Raw genomic sequence first — 15,846 nt, 5'->3', positions numbered from 1 at the left:
CACGCCGGATGAGGTCACCGGTGCCGACCGGGTGGGGCCGCCTGGAGCCGCGGGTGCGGGCCATGGTGTCGCCCACCCGGTGGCGCCACATCCAGGGCGTGGTCGAGACTGCCCGGGAGCTGGCCCGGCGCTTCGGCCTCGACGAGGGCCGGGCGGCCGTCGCTGCGCTGTTGCACGACGCGGCCCGCGACTGGCCCCTCTCGCGGCTGACGGCCACCCTGGCGGAGGCGGGCGAACGCCTGTCGCCCCTGGAGCAGGCCTCGCCCGAGCTCCTGCACGGGCCTGCCGCGGCCCACTGGGCCCGGGCCCACCTGGGTGTCGACGACGGCCCCGTGCTCGACGCGGTGCGCTACCACACCACGGGACGCCCCGGCATGAGCCCGCTGGAGATGGTGCTGGTGGTGGCCGACTACAGCGAGCCGGGCCGGGAGTTCGCCGAGGCCGCCGCCATCCGGGAGGCGGCCCGCCAGAGTCTGGAAGGCGCCTGCCTGTTGAGCCTCGACGCTCGTCTGCGATACCTTCTAGACAGGGGGCATCCCATCCACCCACGTACCGTGGAGGCGCGTAACTGGCTCTTGATGCGCCGTGCCAGTGGCTGCCGTGCTTGACCGGGCCGAGCTGGAGCCGGCGCGCCGGGGGAGGCGTGTCAGGGTGCGGCGGCCGTCCAGCCGCCGGCGGTGGGTCGCGGCGCTCGCCGTGGGGCTGTTGTGCGCCGCGGCGGCCTTCGCGGCGACCCTGCGGTGGGGGCCCGGCTGGGTGGCCGCCCTGGTGGAGTGGCGCCTGCGAGGCGGCCCGGCCGCGGACGGCCAGCTGTCGGTGGTGGTGGTCGGGCTCGACGCCCGGGCCCACGACCCCGGCCGTACCGATACCATCGTGGTGGCCAGCCTGCGCTTGGACGACGGCCAGCTGGGCCTGCTCTGGGTGCCCCGCGATACCCGCGTCCAGACGCCCAACGGCTCCTACAACAAGATCAACGTCCTCTACTCGGCCCACGGGCCCGACGTCCTGGTGCAGTCGCTGTCGTCGTTGCTGGGCGTGCCCCTGGACGGGTACGTGCGGGTCGACTTCCAGGCGTTCGAGCATCTCATCGATGCCGTCGGCGGGGTGGAGATGACCATCCCGCGCCGCCTGCACTACGTCGACCATGCCCAGGGGCTCGTCATCGACCTGGCACCGGGTCGTCGGCGGCTCACCGGCCAGGAGGCGCTGCAGTACGTGCGCTTCCGGGCCGACGGCCTGGGCGACATCTCCTACGATCCGGGCACGGGCGCCTACTTCGGCCGGGTGCAGCGCCAGCAGGAGTTCGCCCGGGCCCTGATGGAGGCGGCCAGCCGGCCCGAGGTGCTGACCCGTCTACCCCAGCTGCTCCGGCAGGTCTACGCCATGGTCGAGACCGACCTGCCGCTGGATCTGGGGCTGGCGGCGGCCTCCTACGTCCTGCGGCGGGGCTCCCTGGAGCTGGTGACGGGCGTGTTGCCCGGCATGCCCGGCACCGTCGCCGGCGCCAGCTACTGGCTGCCGGATCGCGGCCGGGCTCGGGTGGTGGCGCGCCAGGTGCTGGGCGCCCAGGCCGCCCCCAGCGGCGTCGCGGTGCTCAACGCTAACGGCGTGACGGGCGCGGCCGCCCGCGTGGCGGTCAGCCTCGAGGCCGCCGGGGTGCCGGTGGAGCGCGTGGGCAACGCCCGCGAGTTCGGTCGGGCCCAGAGCCAGGTGCTGGTGGTGCGTGACGCGGCCCTCCCGCTGGCGAGACGGGTCGCCGAGCTGCTGGGGGACCTGCCGGTGATCCGGCAGGACGGCCCGCTGGCCCTGGACCCGGCCGAAGGCTCGGAGCAGGATGTCATCGTCGTCGTCGGCATGGACCTGGCGACGGCCCGAGGTCGATGGAACCCGTCCCCGGGAGGTGATCCGGCTGCTGGAGTCGGCACGCCTGGCCCAGCTCGCAGCCCGGGCGGCTGACGAGCGCAAGGCCTCGGACACGGTGGTGCTGGACCTGCGGGAGCGAAGCCCGCTGGCCGACTTCTTCGTCGTGACCAGCGGGACGTCGACCCCCCACCTGAGGGCGATCGCCGAGCACGTGGAGCGGGCCCTGGACGCGGCCGGAGCCCGCCCGCCCCGCCGCGAGGGAGGCGACGGGGCTCGCTGGATTCTGCTCGACTACGGCGAGGTGGTGGTGCACATCTTCCACCACGCCGAGCGGGAGTTCTACTCCCTGGAGTCCCTCTGGGACGGATCGCCGCCGCGGACCGCGCCCTGAGCGCCGGGACGGCGGCGTCCGCCCGTTGGCGGCAGGAGCGACGGCTCGGCGCAAGAAGAAAGGCGAAGCGAGACCATCTTCCATGCCAGGAGGGAGCGTGGCTCAGTTGTCGCCTTTTCGTCGCTTTCTCGCCCTCGCGCTCTCGAGCGTCGCCGTCGTTGCCGTGGGGCTCGCAGGGCCGCTGGCCCTGGCGCAGGCACCGGCCAGCGTCACGGTGAGCGCCACCCTGGACGAGGTACGGGCCGTCGTCCTGTCCGACGGCAAGGCCGGCATCGACGTCGTGGTGCAGGTCCGGCTCGAGGGCTGGACCCAGCCGTCGTTCCCCCAGGTGAGCGGGCGCCTGGCTGCTTTCACGCCCAGCGGCGAGCGGGTGCTCGAGCCGATCGAGGTAGAGGTGGTCGAGCCGGCGAGCGCCTCCGAGGCGGTGGTGCGGCTGCGCTTCGAGCGGATCGAGGAGTCGCCGTTCATGACGGCCTTCGTAGGCCTGCCGGCCGATGCCGAGGCTGGCTACGACGAGGTCTGGACCGGCGTCATCTTCGCGGCCTCCGACATCGAGGGGTGACGGCGACGCGGGCCGCACGGGCCAGAACCTGCGCCAGTAGCTCAGCCGCCCTAATCAAAGGCCGGAGACGGCTGGGCCCACGAGGGTAGCGGGCGGAGGGGCTCTTTCTTTTTTTCGCTGGAAATGGGGGCGGCAAGCCTCCAGCAAAAGGAAAGCACCCCCGGGCGACGAAGACGATGGCCAGAACACGCGACCAGGGGGTGCTACAGCCGATGGGAGCCACGCCCTCCCACCGGCGGGTCCGACAGTTCGCCGCGTACATGGCCTCCACCTTCTGCCTCGGCCGGCACCTGCGCGGCCTGCGGGATCGGCGCCGGCGGGTGGAGGTGCCCGGCTTCGTCATCGGCTGCGTGCTTTCGGTGGGGTCAGCCTGCGGGCCCGGTCGATGACGGAGCTGGAGCGCTGGGTGCGGGCCGGCGCCTTCCGCAAGCTGGTAGGACGCCACCGATTGCCGCTTCGGGACTGCCTTCGGGACTGGGCCATGGCCGCCGACGTGGCCTCGGCGTGGGCGATCAACGACGCCATCCTGGCCACGGCCCGCAAGAACAAGACCTTCCGGGGCGGCAGCGTGCATGGCTGGCATGTGGTGGCGCTGGATGGGACCGAGGTGCTGCGCACCCAGGCCCGCTGCTGTGCGGCTTGCCAGGTCTACCGGCATCGGGACGGGCGGGTGGAGTACGCCCACCGGGTCGTGGCGGCCCAGACGGTGCGCTGGCGGCATGGGGACGAGGGGACTATCCGAGTCGGTGCAAGGGTCGGGACGTGCCGCCGGTGGTGTGGGCATGGAGCCCCAGCGGCCGAAGGAAGGGGAGGTCGACGCTGCCTGCGACTGCTTCGGCGCCTGCAGGGCACGCACGGGCATTTCTGCGACGTGGTCACGGTGGATGCCCTGTACGCGCAGGCTCCCTTCCTCGAGGCGGTGCGCGCCCTGGACTGCACGTCGTGGTGCGCCTGAAGGACGAGCGCTACGCGGTCGTCCAGGACGCAGCGGGACTGCGCCGGGGCCGCCGCTACGGCGAAGCCTTTGTCACCCGCATCGGCTCCTTTCAGGTGGAGGTGCGGGTGTGGGACAGCCCGGAGCTGACCAGCTGGGAGGGGCTCAAGCACCCTATCCGAGTCGTCTATGCCGAAGAGGAGCTGAGCTGGACGGAGCACCAGGGGACTGCCGTCTGGCACTGCAAAGCCCTTCGCATCCTGGAGGTGGCCACCACGCTGAGCCCGGCCGAGGCCAGCGGCCGGGTGGTGTGGGAGATCGCCCGATCCCGTTGGGGGGTAGAGAATGAAGGCTTCCGGCAGCTGAAGCAGGAGTGGCACCTGGACCATGGCTTCCTCCACCACCCGACCGGCATGCAGGTGCTGTGGGCGTTGCTGGCCGCTGGCTACAACCTCTTTCAGCTCTTTCTGGCCCGCCGCATCCGCCGCCGCGGTCCGTGGGAGCAGACCGAGCGGGGCGTGGCCGAGCGGCTGCGGGCGGAGCTGCTGATCGGGGAGGGACCGCTGGGGCTGTATCTGGTCCCGGACACCAGCTGACCCTCCCGCCGGCGGGTGGGGGAAGCCGACCGGGCAAGCCGTATGTTGTGGAAGCCAGCCGGGTGGCCCCGGGGAGGGGGGGAGGTGCCCGGCTCGTTTTGTCCTTCTGACCCCCACCTCACCAATCAACTAACAACTTCTTACTGGTAAACACTGGCGCGATCTCTGCGCACGGGCCGCTCCACTTGACCGGTCCCGTACGGCCTCGCTATAATCAGGGGCGCCAGCGGTGGGGCCGTAGCTCAGCTGGGAGAGCGCGTGAATGGCATTCACGAGGTCGGCGGTTCGATCCCGCTCGGCTCCACCATCTTCGGTGAGCACGGCGAGGCGGAGGGTGAGGGGGATCACCCTCCGTTCTTTATCCGCAAGAGGCGACGAAGGGGAGCAGTAGCAGCCGGGACGGGCCCGCAAGAGAGCTGCCGGGCGGTGCGAGGCAGCGGCCCTGCGGTTGCGAACTCGCCCCGGAGCTTCCCGGGCGAGCGGCCACGACGGCGTGCGACGGGGGCCGGGTAGCCCGGGACGGCCTGGAGGGGGCGCCGGTCGGCGCCCGGGCGGCCGTTATCCGCCGAGAGGGGGCTCGCCGTGGCGTGGGGCCACGATGGCGGGCCAATTAGAGTGGTACCGCGGAGGGTCGGCGCCTTCCGCCTCTAGGGGCGGAGGGCGCCTTTCGTTTGACGGCAGGGGGTCTGGTCATGATGGCGCAAGACGAGGCGAGGAGCCAGGAGGCGGTCGAGACACGCTCGTACGAGCCGAGCGTCATCGAGGCCCGCTGGCAGCAAGAGTGGGAGGCGCGGGGCATCTATCGGGCGGCGGAGGATCCATCCCGCCCCAAGTTCTACGCGCTGGGGATGTTTCCGTACCCGTCGGGCCGCCTGCACATGGGCCACCTGCGCAACTACGCGCTGGTGGACGTGGTGGCCCGCTTCGCCCGGATGCGGGGGTTCAACGTGCTCAACCCCACGGGTTGGGACGCCTTCGGCCTGCCGGCCGAGAACGCGGCCATCCAGTACGGCCGCCATCCGGCGGAGTGGACCTACAGCAACATCGCGGTGATGCGGGACCAGCTCAAGCGGCTGGGCTTCAGCTACGACTGGGGCCGGGAGGTGGCCACCTCCGACCCCGATTACTACCGCTGGACGCAGTGGCTCTTCCTGCTGATGTACCGCAAGGGGCTGGCCTACCGGGCCGACGCGCGCGTCAACTGGTGTCCGGGCTGCCAGACGGTGCTGGCCAACGAGCAGGTGGTGGGCGACGGGGAGTGCTGGCGCTGCCACAGCAAGGTGGAGCAACGCCGGCTGCGGCAGTGGTTCTTGCGCATCACGGCCTACGCCGAGCGGCTGCTGCGCGATCTGGATCGGCTGGACGGGTGGCCCGAGCGGGTCAAGACCATGCAGCGCAACTGGATCGGCCGCAGCGAGGGCGCGGAGGTGCGCTTCCGGGTCCAGGAGACCGGTGACGAGCTGCCTGTCTTTACGACCCGGCCCGATACGCTGTTTGGCGTCACCTACATGGTCATCTCGCCGCAGCACCCGCTGGCCAGCCGCCTGGTGGCGGGCGGGCCTTACGAGCAGGCCGTGGAGGAGATGGCAAGCGCGCTGGCGCTGCGCGAGCACGAGCTGGCCGAGGCGGAGAAGGTCGGCGTGCCGACGGGCGCGCACGCCATCAACCCCATCAACGGCGAGGCCGTGCCCATCTGGGTGGGCAACTACGTGGTGATGGGGTACGGGACCGGTGCCGTCATGGGGGTGCCGGCCCACGACCAGCGAGACTTCGAGTTCGCCCGCAAGTACGGGCTGCCGGTGCGGGTCGTGATCGCCGCCGAGGGGGTGCCCCTGGAAGGGGAGCGCCTGGAGACCGCCTACGAGGGGCCGGGCGTCATGGTCAACTCGGGCCCCTTCGACGGGATGCCCAGCGAGGAGGGCAAGCGCGCCGTCATCGCCGAGCTGGAGCGCCGTCAGGCGGGCCGGGCCAGCGTGCAGTACCGCCTGCGGGACTGGCTCATCAGCCGCCAGCGCTACTGGGGCTGTCCCATCCCCATCGTCTACTGCGACCGGTGCGGCGAGCAGCCGGTCCCGGAGGAGCAGCTGCCCGTGCTGCTGCCGCGACAGGTGGAGTTCTCGCCCAAGGGGCAGGCGCCGCTGGCGACGGCTCCCGACTTCTATCACACCACCTGCCCGCGATGCGGCGGCCCGGCCGTGCGCGAAGTGGACACCATGGATACCTTCATCGACTCGTCGTGGTACTTCCTGCGCTTCTGCTCGCCCACGACGCAGGAGGGGCCCTTCGACCCGCGGGCGGTGCGGTACTGGATGCCGGTGGACCATTACATCGGCGGCATCGAGCACGCCGTGCTGCACCTGCTCTACTCCCGCTTCTTCATGAAGGTGCTCTACGACGAGGGCCTCGTCAGCGACGTGGAGCCCTTCCGGCGGCTGTTCACCCAGGGCATGGTGACGCTGGGCGGGGCCGCCATGAGCAAGTCCCGGGGCAACGTCGTGGATCCGGACGAGGTGGTGAGCCGCTACGGCGCCGATACGGCGCGGCTGTTCATCCTGTTCGCCGCCCCGCCCGATCGGGATCTGGAGTGGAGCACCGCCGGCGTCGAGGGCGCCCAGCGGTTCATCCAGCGGGTCTGGCGACTGGTCGAGTCGTACGCACCGGTCCTGGCCGGCGTGGAGCCCTACCGTCCCGGGCAGGACGGGGCGCTGCTGGGCCCCGACGAGCGCGAGCTGCGGCGAGCGGTGCACCAGGCCCTCAAGAAGGTGACCGCCGACTGCGAGGAGCGGCTGGCCTTCAACACGGCCATCGCCGCCCTGATGGAGGCCGTCAACGCCTTCTACCGCTACAAGGAGCGCCCTGGCGCCGAGCCGCATCCGGCCGTGGTGCGCGAGTGCCTGGAGATCCTGGTGCTGGCGCTGGCGCCCTTCATCCCCCATGCCACCGAGTCGATGTGGGAGACCCTGGGGCGCCAGGGCAGCGTCCACCAGCAGCCCTGGCCGGCCTACGACCCCGACGCGTTGCAGCGGGAGCGGGTCACGGTGCCGGTGCAGGTGGACGGCAAGGTGCGGGATCGCATCGAGCTGGCCGTGGACGCAAGCGACGAGGAGGCCCGGGGGGCGGCGCTGTCGAGCCCCCGGGTGCAGCGGTGGGTCCAGGGGCGCACGGTGCAGCAGGTCATCGTGGTGCCCGGCCGCCTCGTCAGCGTCGTGACCCGCTGAAGGCCCTGACGCCCCTCACGGGGGCGCCAGGTGCGTGAAGCGCAACCCGACCGACCGGCGGCGGTGGCGGCTGCCCAGCCCCAGCAGCAGCGCCACCACCTGCTCGGCGAGCGCCGCGTCGAGGAGATCGCCGGCGACCACGGGCGCAGCCCACGGCCCGCGCCAGCGCCGCGGCCGTCTCGGCGGCCTCGGGCTCGTCGGCGAAGACGGCGGTGTCGTCGCCCGCCAGGGAGCGCCGCGGCTCGGCCAGCAGGGCCGACGAGACGGTGTGGAAGGCGGCGGCGAGCCGCCGGTGTCCTCCCAACAGCCGGCGCACTCGCAGCGCCGTGGAGCCCTCGGCCGGCAAGTCGGCTCGCCAGTGTCCGTCAGGGGTGCGGACCAGCGCCGCCGAGACGTCGACGACCACCCGATCGCGCAGGACGTGCACCAGCGGGGGTAGCGACGAGTCGAGGGCCTGGGGCGGCACCGTCAGCACCACCACGTCGGCCCATGCCGCGGCCTCGGCGTTGGGGGCGCCCGCCACCTCGGCCTTCAGGGGGAGACCTGCCCGCTCGAGCGCCTGCCGGAGCCGGTCGACGGCCTGTCGGGCACGTTGGGCGTCGCGGGAGCCGATGGCCACGGGGAGGCCCGCAGCCGCCCACCGCAGGGCGAGCCCCAATCCCTGGCGGCCCGTGCCCCCCATCACGGCCACCCTGCCGGCGAAGGGCCGGTCCCCCGTCGTCATCGGGACGCCCCCGCTGGCGAGGGATGCGAGGGCAGCACCTGGAGCCAGACCGTGCGCCGGCGGGGGCCGTCGAACTCGCAGAAGAAGATGCCCTGCCAGCGGCCGAGACGCAGCCGGCCGCCCTCCAGCGGCACCCAGACCGACGAGCCCACCAGGGCGGCGCGCACGTGGGCGGCCGCGTTGCCCTCCGCGTGACGCCAGCCCCCCTCCCAGGGCACGGCTCGCTCCAGGTAGGCCAGGATGTCGGCCGCCACGTCGGGGTCGGCGCGCTCGTCGACGAGCAGCCCCGCGGTCGTGTGCGGGCAGAAGAGGTGCACGACCCCGTCGGCCCGGACGCCCGCCTCCTCCAGCGCCCGGCTCACGCGGGCGGTGATGTCGACCATCTCGCTATGGGCCGAGGTGGACAGCTCGATGCGGATCACGGGTGGGTGCTCCCCTCGCGGCTCGTCGTGGGTCGTCGCATAGCGGGGCCGTCACCTCCGGAGACTATGGCCGGAGCGGCCTATGGATCTCTTCCAGCTCTTCTGGCTGTTGATATTCGCCCTCTCGCTGTGGCCCATCCTGCGCCAGCAGCGGACGGAGCGGCTGCGCCTCAAGGTGATGGGCCAGATCCAGCGGGCCCGCAACAGCCGCATCATCACCCTCATTCACCGTCAGGAGTCGTGGGGGTTGCTGGGGCTGCTGGGGCGCCGATTCATCTCCATCGAGGACTCGGAGAAGGTGTTGCGGGCCATCCGCACCACCCCGCCCGACCTGCCCATCGACCTGATCCTGCACACGCCCGGTGGCCTCGTGTTGGCCGCCGAGCAGATCGCCCAGGCCCTGCGCCGACACCCCGCCCGGGTCAGCGTCTTCGTGCCGCACTACGCCATGTCGGGAGGCACCCTCATCGCCCTGGCGGCCGACGAGATCTGGATGGACGACAATGCCGTGCTGGGCCCGGTCGACCCCCAGCTGGGCCAGTGGCCCGCGGCCTCCATCGTGCGGGCCGTCGAACAGAAGGACCGCAACCGGGTCGACGACGAGACCCTCATCATGGCGGACATGGCGCGAAAGGCTCTGGCCCAGGTCAGGGATCTGGTGACCGACATCCTGGGGGACCATCTCCCGCCGGAGCGAGCGGCGCAGGTGGCCGACTACCTGACCCAGGGTCATTGGACCCACGACTACCCCCTCGACTGCCGACGCCTGCAGGAGTGGGGGCTGCCGGTGCGGTGCGGCCTGCCGGCCGCCATCTACGCCCTGATGGACCTCTACCCTCAGGCGCCGGAGCGGAGGCCCTCGGTCCAGTACGTCCCCCTGCCCCAGCCCGCTCCAGCGGGATGGCTGCGCCGCCAGCGCGACGGGGAGGGGTGAGCGTCGTCGCGGAAGGAGTGGGGCGCTAGCACGTCTAACGGTCGTCCTTCGGGACGGTGCGAGTCCGGAGGGACGGCGATGGACGTGCCAGATACCAGCGAGTGGCCGGATGCAGGCCGGGTGCGGCGGCGCCTGGCGTTAGCCAGGCTGGCGCGCGCGAGCCTGTCGGGCGGGGTGGCCCGTTGCCTGCTCTCCGTGGCGCTCGTCGGCGTGGGGATCCGGGTCGGCATGGAGCTGGCGGGCGAGCCCGTGGTCATCGTGCCGGGCCCCGTGATGCAGGGAGGCCGGGAGGCGGGGATCGACGGGGTGGCACAGGCGGCCGGGGCGCCATCTGCCGCGGCATCCGAGGCCGGCAGCGGTCCGCAGGCCGGTGCCGACGACGGTGCCACACCCGTGGGGGCTCCCGCGGAGGGCGGCGGTGCTTGCCCGGAGGGGGAGCACGGGCGTATCGACCTCAACGTGGCCACCGCCGAGCAGCTCGAGGCCCTGCCGGGCATCGGCCCCGTGCTGGCCGCGCGCATCGTGGCCTTCCGTGAGCGTCACGGGCCGTTTCGACTGGTCGACGACCTGCTCGAGGTGACCGGCATCGGCCCCAAGACGCTGGAGCGGCTGCGGCCGCTGGTGACCGTCTGTATCGGGGACGGGTGAGGGAGCCGCCGGCAGGCCGTGGGCGTCGGTGCCGTGGCGTGGGGGATGGCCGCCGGCATGGCGGCGGCTGCCCTCGGCGGGTGGGAGCCTGCCGCACCGGCCTCCGTGCTGGGGCTGGCGGCGGGCCTGGCGCTGGTGAGAGGCGTCGGGCGCGCCGTTCGCAGGTGGCGGAGGCGGCTGCGAGCGGGCGGGCTCCGGTCGCCCTGCCCGGCTGGCCTCCGCCGTACCAGCCCTGGCCGGGGGGGCTCAGAGCGCCGGTCCCGGCGGTGGCCCGGCGTCGAGGGCGCTGCCTGGCCGCGCTGGTCGCCCTGGCCGCGGCGGTGGGGGCGTGGTGGAGGCGTGCCGGCTCGAGCGGCAGGCCGGCTCGCTGGCCTCCCTGGAGCCGGGCCGGGTGGCGTGGGTGGGCGGCTGGGTGGTCGAGCCCCCGCTCGTGACCCGTTACGCCACCTATCTGCTCCTGCGGGACGCGCGTCTGGCGGAGGTCCCATCGGCGGCACCGCCCGGCGACGGCTGGCGTGCGCTGCCTGCGACGTGGAGGTGGCGGTGCCGGCCGGCGACCGCCGGGGTCGGTCGTGGCGGCCGGGCATGTGGGTGGCGGCCCGAGGCCTGGTGCGCCGGCCCGAGACGGGGGCCTTCCCAGGCGACTTCTCGCTGCGTCGCTACCTCGGCGCCCGCGGCGTGGGCCTGGTGGTCGAGGTGCGATCCGAGAGCCGCCTGGCCGTGCCCGCTGAGCCGCCGCGTGCGCCTGCGACCATCCGCCTGCGCGCCGCTGTCGCGGCCATGGGCGAGACCATGGCGCGGCGGCTCGAGACGAGGCTGGGGCCCCAGGGAGCCGCCTGGGCGAGGGCGGTGGTGCTGGGGCACCGCGATGCCCTGGCCGAGGCGGACGAGCAGGCGCTGTGGGAGGCAGGACTGGGTCACGTCCTGTCGGTCTCGGGGCTGCACGTGGGACTGCTGGCCGGCCCTCTGGTGGCGGTCGTGCGACGCCTGCCCCGCTCCCGCTGGGTGGCCCGACTGGGCGCCGCCATCGTGGCCTGCGCCACGGGATGGGCCTACGCGGGCATGACCGGGCTGGCCCCTCCGGCGGTACGGGCCGGTTTGATGCAGTCGCTGGGCATGGCCCTGTGGATGGCGGGACGCCGGTCCTCCCTGGCCACCATCCTGGGAGTGGCCGCCGCGGCGCAGATGCTCCTCTCGAGCCCGGGACTGGGGGCCGACGCCGGCTTTCAGATGTCCTATCTGGCCACGCTGGCCATCGCGCTCTTCCTGGGCAGGCCCCGAGCGGGCCGAGCGCCGCCGGGCCCGGTCGACGCCCGGGCGCGCCGCCGCGCCCTGCGAAGGGTGACGGGGCGGATGCTCGAGGCGCTGGGGCTGTCGTTGGCCGCCTGGGCGGCCATCACGCCCTTGACCGCCCTCTACTTCGGCCGGGTGTCGCTGCTGGGGGCGGTGGTCAGCGTGGGGGCAGGGCCCGTCTGCGGGCTGCTCCTGTGGTCGGCGCTGGCGGCCGCGCTGGTGCCATCGTCCCTGGCCGGGCCCGCGGTGTGGGTCGCCGAGCGGACGGCTGGCACCCTCCGGGCGCTGGCGCTGGCGGGGGCTCACCTGGAGGGCGGCTGGGGCGCTGCGGGTCAGCGCGGTGGCGTGGAGCCTGCCAGCCGTGGCGGGCCTGGCATGGCTCGTCGCGCGGCGGGGGCGACGGGCGCAGGCCGCGACGGGCCCGGCCGTCGCGGCGATCTCGCTGGGGCGGCGCTGGCGGCCGGTCTGCCGGGCGCGAGCCAGAGTCCGGCCGCCGTGACCGCCGCCCCGGTCGGCACCGGCTGGGTGGTGGCCGGTCGTTCGCCGGGAGGTGACGGCTGGCTCTGGATCGACGCACGACCGGGGCAGGAACTGGGCCAGGCCTTGGAGAAGGCCGCGGCCGCCCTGAGCGGTCTGGGGGTGGCACGGGCCCGGGTCGCGCTGTGGAGCGCATCCTCGACGACCTCCGCGGAGCTGCCCGGCCTGTCGCCCAAGGAGGCAGCGATGAGTCGGGCCTGGCTGGCGGTGGGAGAGCAGGGTCCCGTCGTGCTGGGCTCGACGACGCACCACCCCGTCAGCGAGGTGCACGCGAGCTCCATCCGGCTGCGCGTCGAAGGACGGACCAGCCTTCGCCTGGAGATGGAGGGGGCGGGCAGCGTCCTGCTCGACGTCGACACCCACTGCCTGGCGTGGGAATCGGCGGGCATCCGCCACTGCCGCGGCGACGGCCCGGTCCACCTGACCCAGCGATGAAGCCGGGAGAATGGAAGACCGACCGCCACGGGACGGGATTCGCGTGCGCAAGCGCAGGACCGGCGAGACCCACGACGAGACGGCATCCTCCGGTGCGCACCCGCCGGGGGCTTATCTCTTGCTGGCGCCGTCGGCCCCTGACGGCGAGGCCTTCGTCGAGGCGCTGGCCGAGGGAGAGGTGGAGCGGCTCGTCCTCTTCGGCGACGACGTGAAGGCTTCTCGCCTCCTGGAGACCGTGGGCACCCCGACCCTGACCGGCACCCCACGCCTCGTGCTGGTGCGCCACGCGGAGGCGATGCCCGCGGGGGAGGCGCGTGCGCTGCTGGAGGCGCTCGCCCGCTACCCGCTGCGGGAGGAGTGGCTGGTGCTCTGGGACGCCTCGCCCGAGGGACGGCTGGCTCAGGGCCTCGCGTCGGGCAATCGCGGCGCGATCACGGTCGTCGACCGCCGCCGGGACGGTGACGGGTCATCGGCCGCCGCCGCCCGGGTCGTCGAGCACCTGGGGCTGGCCCCCGCGACCGCCGCCTGGTTGCGGGGGGTGCTGCGCCACCACCCGGACCGGGCTCCCCAGGAGCTGGCCAAGCTGGAGCTGTTGGCAGGGGAGCCCCTCGACGAGGCGACCGTGCGGCTCGTCGTGTCGCAGGACCTGCTGGAGTCGGCGGAGGAGGCCGCGGCCGTGCCGGGCGGGGCGCCCGACTCGCGGCGCTTCGAGGTGGGCGAGGCGGTGCTCGGCGGCGACGTCACCCGCGCGCTTACGCTGTCGCTGGCGCTGCAGCGACAGGGGGTCCCCCCCGCCTGGATCTGGCGGGACATCAGCCGGCAGGTCATGGAGGCCTGGGAGATGGCCGAGGCCCTGGAGGCTCGCTGGGGCCCTCCCGGCGCCTGGCCCCCCGGTGCGTGGCGGGAGCTCGCTCCCCGATTCGCGGGCCGGCCGCCGGTCGCCCTGCGGCGGTGGGCCGAGGGCGCCCGCCGGTGGGGCACCGAGGGGCTGTGGCGACTGCTGCAATGGACGGCCGAGGCCGACTACGACGCGAAGAGAGGCGGCATGACCCCGCACGAGGCCCTGATCCGCCTCTTCGCCCGCATGGGCGCCTGGCTCGATGCCCGTCGGTGACGCGGGCGCCGGATCGTCTCGGCGACCGCGAGCGCCCGGATGCGCGTCAGGAGGCCGCCGGGTGGGCGGGCGTGGCCTCGGCCGTCCGGGCCGACTCGAGCCGCTTGAGGTACGCGACCAGCCGCGACTTGCGCCGCGCGGCCTGGTTGGGGTGGATGGCCCCCCGCTTGGCGGCCTTGTCGATGGCCTTCTGCGCGAGCGGGAGAAGCCGCCAGGCCTCCGCCAGGTCCTGCTGGGCCGCCCGCTGACACTTGCGGATGGCCGTCTTCATCGCGGACTTGGCCGCCTGGTTGGCGAGATGGCGCTTGATGGACTGGCGCAGCCGCTTGGCTGCGGAACGGGTGGTGGCCACCCCTCGACCTCCTTCTGGCGTGGCAGGCGCCATGGAACCTTGGCACGGACGCCGTGATTCTACCACAGCCGCGGACGTCCCGGCAACGAGCGGGCGGGCATGCTAGGGACCCGTGCCTCGTGCGACATCGACCGTCGAAAGGAGCCGTCCCCTGCCATGCAGGAGCGCCCTCCCGTGCTGCCGCCTCATTCGCAACCGGACCAGCAGGCCCTGCGACTGCCCGCGAGCCGTCCGGCCATGCCCGCCGTGCCCGCGGGCACGCCGCCCCCGGGGCGGCTGCGCTCGATGCCCGCCGGGCGCTCGAGGCCGCCGAGCGTCTGGGGCCACCGCCGGCCGCACCGGCCAGCGCTCGGGGGCTGCCCGGACCGACCTGGCCGTCGAGGCGTTTGCGTGGGCGCAGGCTCGTCGGGGAGGCGCCCTCGCCGGCGTGCAGCAGGAGCGACGGGCGGGGACCCATGCCACCGTGCACCGGGTGCGCATCCGGGACATGCAGGCGGCCAGGGCCCTGGGCAAGGCGCCCGGCACCTACACCACCGTGGAGTCCGCGGGGCTGCGGGACCGCTCGCAGGAGGCCCGGGAGGAGGTCCTGCGCCTGGTGACCGAGGAGCTGCAGGCCCTGCTGCGGGAGCAGGGCGTCGGCGAGGAGTCGGCGGTGCTGGTGGCCGGGCTGGGCAACTGGAACGCCACGCCCGACAGCCTGGGGCCGAGAGTGGTGGGGCAGCTCCTGGTGACCCGCCACCTCCACGCGCTGCTCCCGCCCGAGAAGCGCGGCTCGCTGCGCCCGGTGGCTGCCATCTCGCCGGGGGTGCTGGGTTTGACCGGTATCGAGACCAGCGAGATCGTCTCCGCCGTGGTGCGCCAGGTCCAGCCGGCCGCCCTCATCTGCGTGGACGCCCTGGCCGCCGGCTCGCCCCAGCGGCTGTGTGCCACGGTGCAGCTGACCGACGCCGGCATCCAGCCGGGGGCGGGCGTCGGCAACGTGCGCCGGGCCCTCAACCGTCAGGAGCTGGGCATCCCCGTCATCGCCATGGGCGTGCCGACCGTCATCCATGCCCTGCGGCTGGCGCAGGGGGCGCTCGACGGGCGGGGGGCGGGTGCCGACGGTGGGGGAGACGAGGCCGTACCGGTTCGCCCGCAAGCCTTCCCGCCGCTGTTGAGGGATGCACACGCCCAAGCCACACCCATGGCGGGTGCCGACGGACAGGGGGTGGCGGCGGCCGCGGCGTGGATGGACTCGCTCATCGTCACCCCCAAGGAGATCGACGTGCTCATCGACGACGCCGCGGATCTGCTGGCAGGCGCCGTCAACGCCGCCCTGCACCCCGGGCTGGACCTGGACGAGGTGCTCCGCTACATCCAGTAGCCAGCCGGACCTGGTGGGAGGCGGAGGAGTCCCCCTGCCGCGAGCCGAAGATGGAGTCGGCGAAGAGGGGGCTCACGTGCTGCGGGGTAGGCCGTCGCACCCGTTGGAGGGCGGCCGCCGCCGGCGTCCCGTCAGGGCGCTCGAGCTGGAAGGGCCGCCGCAGGTGCATGCTCTCCCGTCGGCCCAGGGCGGGGGCACGGCGGTGGTGCGGATCCGCCTGCCGTCCCACCGTCCGTCGTCCCGGCGGCGTGCCGGGCCCGGCCCCGAGGAGCGGCTCGGCCGCCTGTTGAGCCTGCTCGAGGCCCATCCCTCCTACCGCTTCCTGGCCGGCCCGGGCGCCGCGGGCGTCCTCGTCATCGTGCGCTTCTCCTACCACAGCCTCGTCGAGCTGTCGCGACTCTACGACCAGCTGCTGTGGTTGTTGGAGCTGTCGACTCGCACCCGGGCGTAGGCGCCGCCG

At 73.7% G+C, this 15,846-nt stretch carries 17 protein-coding genes and 1 tRNA gene; 15 read left to right on the top strand and 3 right to left on the bottom strand.

Annotation, left to right across the window (positions count from 1 at the left end; translation table 11 throughout):
- Positions 1–8: 8 nt before the first annotated feature.
- The 9 genes from yqeK (at position 9) to leuS (ending at position 7,564) form a co-directional block, all read left to right on the top strand.
- Positions 9–608: a bis(5'-nucleosyl)-tetraphosphatase (symmetrical) YqeK gene (gene yqeK / locus VLY81_RS08885; protein ID WP_324667811.1), complete on the top strand. Its 600-nt coding sequence runs from the start codon at positions 9–11 to the stop codon at positions 606–608.
- On the top strand, positions 586–1,956 hold the full coding sequence (locus VLY81_RS08880; protein WP_324667810.1) for an LCP family protein: 1,371 nt from the start codon (positions 586–588) through the stop codon (positions 1,954–1,956). The genes yqeK and VLY81_RS08880 overlap by 23 nt, the downstream gene beginning before the upstream one ends.
- The gene (gene rsfS, locus VLY81_RS08875; RefSeq protein ID WP_324667809.1) at positions 1,901–2,254 is read left to right on the top strand and encodes a ribosome silencing factor; all 354 of its coding nucleotides are present in this window, start codon (positions 1,901–1,903) and stop codon (positions 2,252–2,254) included. The genes VLY81_RS08880 and rsfS overlap by 56 nt, the downstream gene beginning before the upstream one ends.
- A gap of 106 nt (positions 2,255–2,360) precedes the next feature.
- Positions 2,361–2,816 (top strand): hypothetical protein, encoded by a 456-nt coding sequence (locus VLY81_RS08870; protein ID WP_324667808.1) that lies wholly within the window; start codon positions 2,361–2,363, stop codon positions 2,814–2,816.
- A 176-nt stretch (positions 2,817–2,992) separates the two neighbouring features.
- Positions 2,993–3,205, top strand: coding sequence for a hypothetical protein (locus tag VLY81_RS08865; RefSeq protein WP_324667807.1), 213 nt, complete (start codon positions 2,993–2,995; stop codon positions 3,203–3,205).
- Complete coding sequence (locus VLY81_RS08860; protein ID WP_324667806.1) at positions 3,202–3,771, top strand: hypothetical protein; 570 nt, start codon at positions 3,202–3,204, stop codon at positions 3,769–3,771. The genes VLY81_RS08865 and VLY81_RS08860 overlap by 4 nt, the downstream gene beginning before the upstream one ends.
- Positions 3,759–4,346: a transposase gene (locus tag VLY81_RS08855; RefSeq protein WP_324667805.1), complete on the top strand. Its 588-nt coding sequence runs from the start codon at positions 3,759–3,761 to the stop codon at positions 4,344–4,346. The genes VLY81_RS08860 and VLY81_RS08855 overlap by 13 nt, the downstream gene beginning before the upstream one ends.
- A gap of 231 nt (positions 4,347–4,577) precedes the next feature.
- Positions 4,578–4,653 (top strand) — tRNA-Ala (locus VLY81_RS08850).
- A gap of 385 nt (positions 4,654–5,038) precedes the next feature.
- Entirely contained in the window at positions 5,039–7,564 is a 2,526-nt protein-coding gene (leuS, locus tag VLY81_RS08845; RefSeq protein WP_324667804.1) for a leucine--tRNA ligase, read from the top strand.
- Here the strand turns inward: leuS and VLY81_RS08840 are convergent.
- Together VLY81_RS08840 and VLY81_RS08835 are read right to left on the bottom strand one after the other, a co-directional pair.
- A complete protein-coding gene (locus VLY81_RS08840; RefSeq protein WP_324667803.1) occupies positions 7,545–8,288 on the bottom strand; it encodes an NAD(P)-binding domain-containing protein in 744 nt (247 codons plus the stop codon). The genes leuS and VLY81_RS08840 overlap by 20 nt on opposite strands.
- Positions 8,285–8,710 (bottom strand): secondary thiamine-phosphate synthase enzyme YjbQ, encoded by a 426-nt coding sequence (locus VLY81_RS08835; protein WP_324667802.1) that lies wholly within the window; start codon positions 8,708–8,710, stop codon positions 8,285–8,287. The genes VLY81_RS08840 and VLY81_RS08835 overlap by 4 nt, the downstream gene beginning before the upstream one ends.
- Positions 8,711–8,792: 82 nt before the next feature.
- Between VLY81_RS08835 and VLY81_RS08830 the strand changes: the two genes are divergently transcribed.
- The 4 genes from VLY81_RS08830 to VLY81_RS08815 all read left to right on the top strand — a co-directional run bounded on the left by VLY81_RS08830 (position 8,793) and on the right by VLY81_RS08815 (position 13,671).
- A complete protein-coding gene (locus tag VLY81_RS08830; RefSeq protein ID WP_324667801.1) occupies positions 8,793–9,644 on the top strand; it encodes an SDH family Clp fold serine proteinase in 852 nt (283 codons plus the stop codon).
- A gap of 78 nt (positions 9,645–9,722) precedes the next feature.
- Positions 9,723–10,292, top strand: coding sequence for a ComEA family DNA-binding protein (locus VLY81_RS08825; RefSeq protein WP_324667800.1), 570 nt, complete (start codon positions 9,723–9,725; stop codon positions 10,290–10,292).
- Between the two features lie 531 nt (positions 10,293–10,823).
- Positions 10,824–12,557 (top strand): ComEC/Rec2 family competence protein, encoded by a 1,734-nt coding sequence (locus tag VLY81_RS08820; protein WP_324667799.1) that lies wholly within the window; start codon positions 10,824–10,826, stop codon positions 12,555–12,557.
- Between the two features lie 43 nt (positions 12,558–12,600).
- Complete coding sequence (locus VLY81_RS08815; RefSeq protein ID WP_324667798.1) at positions 12,601–13,671, top strand: DNA polymerase III subunit delta; 1,071 nt, start codon at positions 12,601–12,603, stop codon at positions 13,669–13,671.
- Positions 13,672–13,717: 46 nt separating this feature from the next.
- Here VLY81_RS08815 and rpsT read toward each other — a convergent pair whose 3' ends face one another.
- Positions 13,718–14,023 (bottom strand): 30S ribosomal protein S20, encoded by a 306-nt coding sequence (gene rpsT / locus VLY81_RS08810; RefSeq protein WP_324667797.1) that lies wholly within the window; start codon positions 14,021–14,023, stop codon positions 13,718–13,720.
- A 112-nt stretch (positions 14,024–14,135) separates the two neighbouring features.
- Between rpsT and gpr the strand changes: the two genes are divergently transcribed.
- Both gpr and VLY81_RS08800 read left to right on the top strand, forming a co-directional pair.
- Entirely contained in the window at positions 14,136–15,386 is a 1,251-nt protein-coding gene (gene gpr, locus VLY81_RS08805) for a GPR endopeptidase (RefSeq protein ID WP_324667796.1), read from the top strand.
- Positions 15,387–15,462: 76 nt separating this feature from the next.
- The gene (locus VLY81_RS08800; RefSeq protein WP_324667795.1) at positions 15,463–15,837 is read left to right on the top strand and encodes a hypothetical protein; all 375 of its coding nucleotides are present in this window, start codon (positions 15,463–15,465) and stop codon (positions 15,835–15,837) included.
- The last annotated feature ends 9 nt before the right edge of the window (positions 15,838–15,846 follow it).

It is taken from the genome of Limnochorda sp. LNt (assembly GCF_035593265.1).
In the GTDB taxonomy this organism is placed as follows: domain Bacteria; phylum Bacillota; class Limnochordia; order Limnochordales; family Geochordaceae; genus Geochorda; species Geochorda subterranea.
The sequence above is the reverse complement of the archived record's forward strand: the minus strand, read 5'-3'. Positions and strand labels throughout refer to the sequence as shown.